This window comes from Phenylobacterium sp., assembly GCF_020253645.1.
Classification (GTDB): Bacteria; Pseudomonadota; Alphaproteobacteria; order Caulobacterales; family Caulobacteraceae; genus Phenylobacterium.
Genome location: NZ_JADCBG010000009.1, coordinates 1 through 3,579, shown reverse-complemented (window position 1 = coordinate 3,579; position 3,579 = coordinate 1). Strand labels below are relative to the sequence as shown.

Sequence of the window (3,579 nt, the reverse complement as noted above, 5' to 3'; positions counted from 1 at the left end):
TCACGCCGGGGAAACCCCGGGCCCATCCAGGCCCCGGAACCACGCCTCCAGCATGAGGGCCTCGGCCTGCAGCCGGGACGTCCTCTCGGCGGCCTCCTCGTCGATCCCCCACTGCGCCTCCTGCCAGGCCTCATCGAGACGGGAGAGGGCGAAGGCCTCCTCGCCTCCGAACCAGCCTCGCCAGAGCCCAAGGGTCAGGATGGCCGACCCGAAGAGGGGAACACCGAAGGCCAGGCCGGACAGGGTGAAGTCATCCGCAGACAGGGCGTGCCGCCGGACGGCCTCGAGGGCATGGGCGGGCTGGTCCCGGTGCAATATGCCCCGGGAAGGCTCAAGCGCGATCCCGAGGTCGTCACGAGCCCTCGCCAGAAGTGGCTCCCAGGCCGCAGCCTGCCGGGCGCGCAGGCCCTCAGGCCCTTCCGCCGGGTAGCAGAGAAGGTCGTTCCCGGCATACTGGACGATCTGCTCGGCAACCGATGCCCGGGCTGCAGGCACGGCCTCCAGGGCGGTGAAGGCCAGGCGCGTGGCGTGCATGGCCGCCAGGTCGATGTGCTGGGCCTGAGCTTCCCACTCGGCCGCCGCCAGTTCCGCCAGCGGACGGGTCGGGGTCTTGAGCGCCAAGCCGCGCGCGGACCGAGGCGGGCGACCATCAAGCAGCACCTGCCACCCGTCGGGCGACGACGCCACGGAGACACTTCCATAAAAGCGGCGGGGCTTCTCGCCCGGCTCAATGAAGCCTTTCTGCGCCATGTGCAGATCTCCCAGGTCCGAGGCTGAATGACCCCGCATGGCGGCGGACGCAAGCCCGTCGCGGGCTCAGTTGCCCCGCCGGGCCCCTCGCCCGGGCCTGCGGAAGGGCTCCGGGTCCGCCTCGGAGGCGTCGAAACCAAAGCGGCCGAAGCCCGCCCTTAACTCGGGGCTGACGGGCGCCTCCACGACCAGGAGGCCGCCGGAGGGATGAGGCAGGCTCAATCTTCGGGCGTGAAGTTGGAGACCCAGGCCGGCAGACAGGGCGACGGACTCCGGAGTGTTGTACTTGGGATCGCCAAGGATGGGGTGACCCATGGCCAACATGTGAGCCCGCAACTGATGGGTCCGACCGGTATGGGGCCTCAGCGCCATCCAGGACACCCGGTCCCCGGCGCGGGAGATCAGGGTAAACTCGGTCTCTGCGGGCTCGGCCCGGGGATCCTTGAGCTCGGCGGGTACAACCAGTTCGCGGTCCCCGACGCCCTTCTTCACGAGGGGCAGGCTGAGGATCCCGTCCTGCGGCCGCGGATGGCCGAGGACCAGGGCCCAATAGGTCTTCTCCGCCCGGCGCCGGGCGAAGGACCCGGCGAGACGGGCGGCGGCGGCGGGGGTCTTGCCGGCGAGGAGGACGCCGGATGTGTCGCGGTCAAGCCGATGGACCAGGCGGGGACGGGCGAGTCCCTCTCCCCAGGCGGACAGGAGCCGATCGATGTGGTTGCGGGTCTTTGTCCCGCCCTGCACTGCCAGCCCGGCGGGTTTGTTAAGGGCAAGGACCTCGTCATCCTCGTGCAGCACAAGGCTGCGGGCATAAGCGGCGTCCCGGGACGGCAGGGCCGGCCGGGGCGCATCAGCGGCGGGCGCATCCGGGAGGGGCGGCACGCGAACCTCATCGCCGGACTCGAGGCGGGTCTCTGGCCGCACCCGGGCGCCGCCGACCCGGATCTGGCCGGACCGGGTCAGCTTCTGGATCTGCACCTGGGTCAGATGGGGCCAACGGCGGCGGAACCACCGGTCCAGTCGGACGCCTCCCTCCCCTGGATCTACGGTCAGGGTGCGCACCTCCCTCATGCGGCGAGCCGGCGCATAAGGAGAAGACCCAGGAAGACGGCGCCGGTGGACAGGACGACGGAGGCCCCTGCGTAAAGGGCGGCCTGTCCCCACGCCCGGCGCTCGACCATCATCAAGGTCTCGAGCGAAAACGCCGAGAAGGTCGTGAATCCGCCCAGGAGGCCGACGCCCAGAAGAAGGCGCATCCTCTCCCCCTCGGCTTCACCGCGCAGGGACAGCCAACCGGCCAGGAGCCCCATGGCGAGGCCGCCGGCGATGTTGGCGGTGAAGGTCGGCCAGGGCCAGGCGCTCCCGGAGCCCCGGGCGAGGGCGAAGGACAGGAGGTACCGAAGGAGGGCGCCCGCCCCGCCTCCGGCTGCGACGAGGAGGAGATTTGCGGTCACGGATGGACTTCCCGGGTCACCCGCGGCCCGTCAAGGTCCGGGGCGCGAAGGCCCAGCCCCTCCAGCAACGACGCGAAGTCCGCCGGAAGCGGGGCGCGAAGGGTCATGCGCCCGCCCTCGGGGTGCGGAAAGGTCAGGGCGGAGGCGTGAAGCATCAGCCGGGGTGCGGGCAGGCCCTGGATCATCAGGGCGCCTCCATACCATGCATCACCGGCAATCGGGCGCTGGATCGCCGCAAGGTGAGCCCGGATCTGATGCATGCGGCCAGTCCGCGGCGACACCTCCAGGAGGGCTGCCCCGTCCGCGCTCGAAAGGGTGCGGTAGTGGGTCTCAGCCGACTCGGCGTCGGGATGGTCGGCGGCGCAGATCTGCATGCGCGCCTCGCGTCCAGTCTCGACCCGGCGCAGCGGCTCGAGAATCCGACCCGAGGGCGGGACAGGAGCGCCGGAAGCGACAAGGGCGAGGTAGGACTTGGTGATCTTCCGGGCCATCATGGCCTTGCCGAGGAAGCTCGCCGCGGGCTGGGTGCGGGCTGCGAGAATGACTCCGGAGGTGTCCCTGTCCAGCCTGTGGATCAGCCGGGGCCGCGCCTTGCCGGGCTTGGCGAAGGCCCAGAGCATCTCGTCCAGGGTGACCACCTGACCGCGTCCGCCCTGGCTTGACAGGCCGGCGGGTTTGTTGAGGGCCAGGACCGAGGGGTCCTCGTGGAACACCATGGACCGGACGCTGGCGACTTGGTCGGCGCTGAGGGGGACGGGCTTGAGGGGTTTCACGGCGTCAGGCCCCAGCCCCAAGTCGTACGGAGTGCGGCGCCAGACCCGCCCGGATCGCTTCCCGCGCCGCCCGCCATTCCCCCGCCGTCAGGCCGAACAGATGGACATCCAGACGCCCGTCCGCCCGCTGCACATGGGACCGACGCCGCCCTTCGTCGCGAAAACCCAGCTTGCGGTGCAGGGCGAGGCTGGCGTCGTTTCCCTCGATAACCTCGCCGTTGACCTTCTCCAGCATCAGGTCGTCAAAGGCGTGGTCCAGAAGGGTCGTCAGGGCACAGGCCCCAAGTCCCCGCGGTGCGGCGGGGCCCATGTAGAACCCCCAATCGGCCCGCCGATGCACGCGGTCGATGGCCGTGAGGCTGACCACACCGACGGGCCCTCCGGAGCTGTCCAGGACGACAAGGACCTGCCGACGGGCGTCTCCCTGCAGACCGGCGAGCCAGGCGGCGTGCTCGGCCTCCGAGATGACCTGGTCACCATACATGGCGCCCCGGATCTCAGGCAGGTTACGCAGGCGACGGACGGTCGACGCCTGTTCAGGTGAACAGTCGAGCACGGACTGCAGGTGGTAAGCGCCCCGGGTCATGACCGCCCTCCCCGGCTCC

General features: G+C 70.6%; 5 protein-coding genes. All 5 read right to left on the bottom strand.

Annotation, left to right across the window (positions count from 1 at the left end; genetic code table 11):
- Complete coding sequence (locus tag INE98_RS00405) at nucleotides 1-750, bottom strand: ATP12 family chaperone protein (protein ID WP_293535752.1); 750 nt, start codon at nucleotides 748-750, stop codon at nucleotides 1-3.
- A gap of 66 nt (nucleotides 751-816) precedes the next feature.
- A complete protein-coding gene (locus tag INE98_RS00400) occupies nucleotides 817-1,818 on the bottom strand; it encodes an RluA family pseudouridine synthase (RefSeq protein WP_293535751.1) in 1,002 nt (333 codons plus the stop codon).
- Nucleotides 1,815-2,201 carry a fluoride efflux transporter CrcB gene (gene crcB / locus INE98_RS00395; RefSeq protein WP_293535750.1) on the bottom strand — a complete coding sequence of 129 codons (387 nt, stop codon included), beginning with the start codon at nucleotides 2,199-2,201 and terminating at the stop codon, nucleotides 1,815-1,817. The genes INE98_RS00400 and crcB overlap by 4 nt, the downstream gene beginning before the upstream one ends.
- Nucleotides 2,198-2,974 (bottom strand): RluA family pseudouridine synthase, encoded by a 777-nt coding sequence (locus tag INE98_RS00390; protein WP_293535749.1) that lies wholly within the window; start codon nucleotides 2,972-2,974, stop codon nucleotides 2,198-2,200. The genes crcB and INE98_RS00390 overlap by 4 nt, the downstream gene beginning before the upstream one ends.
- 4 nt (nucleotides 2,975-2,978) lie before the next feature.
- On the bottom strand, nucleotides 2,979-3,579 hold a 601-nt coding region (gene pseH, locus INE98_RS00385; protein ID WP_293535748.1), incomplete at its 5' end, for a UDP-4-amino-4,6-dideoxy-N-acetyl-beta-L-altrosamine N-acetyltransferase.

What these genes read in the sequence shown, in the direction of transcription:
- INE98_RS00405 (WP_293535752.1), bottom strand. Translation starts at nt 750, where the DNA reads ATGGCGCAGAAAGGCTTCATTGAGCCGGGCGAGAAGCCCCGCCGCTTT.
- INE98_RS00400 (WP_293535751.1), bottom strand. Translation starts at nt 1,818, where the DNA reads ATGAGGGAGGTGCGCACCCTGACCGTAGATCCAGGGGAGGGAGGCGTC.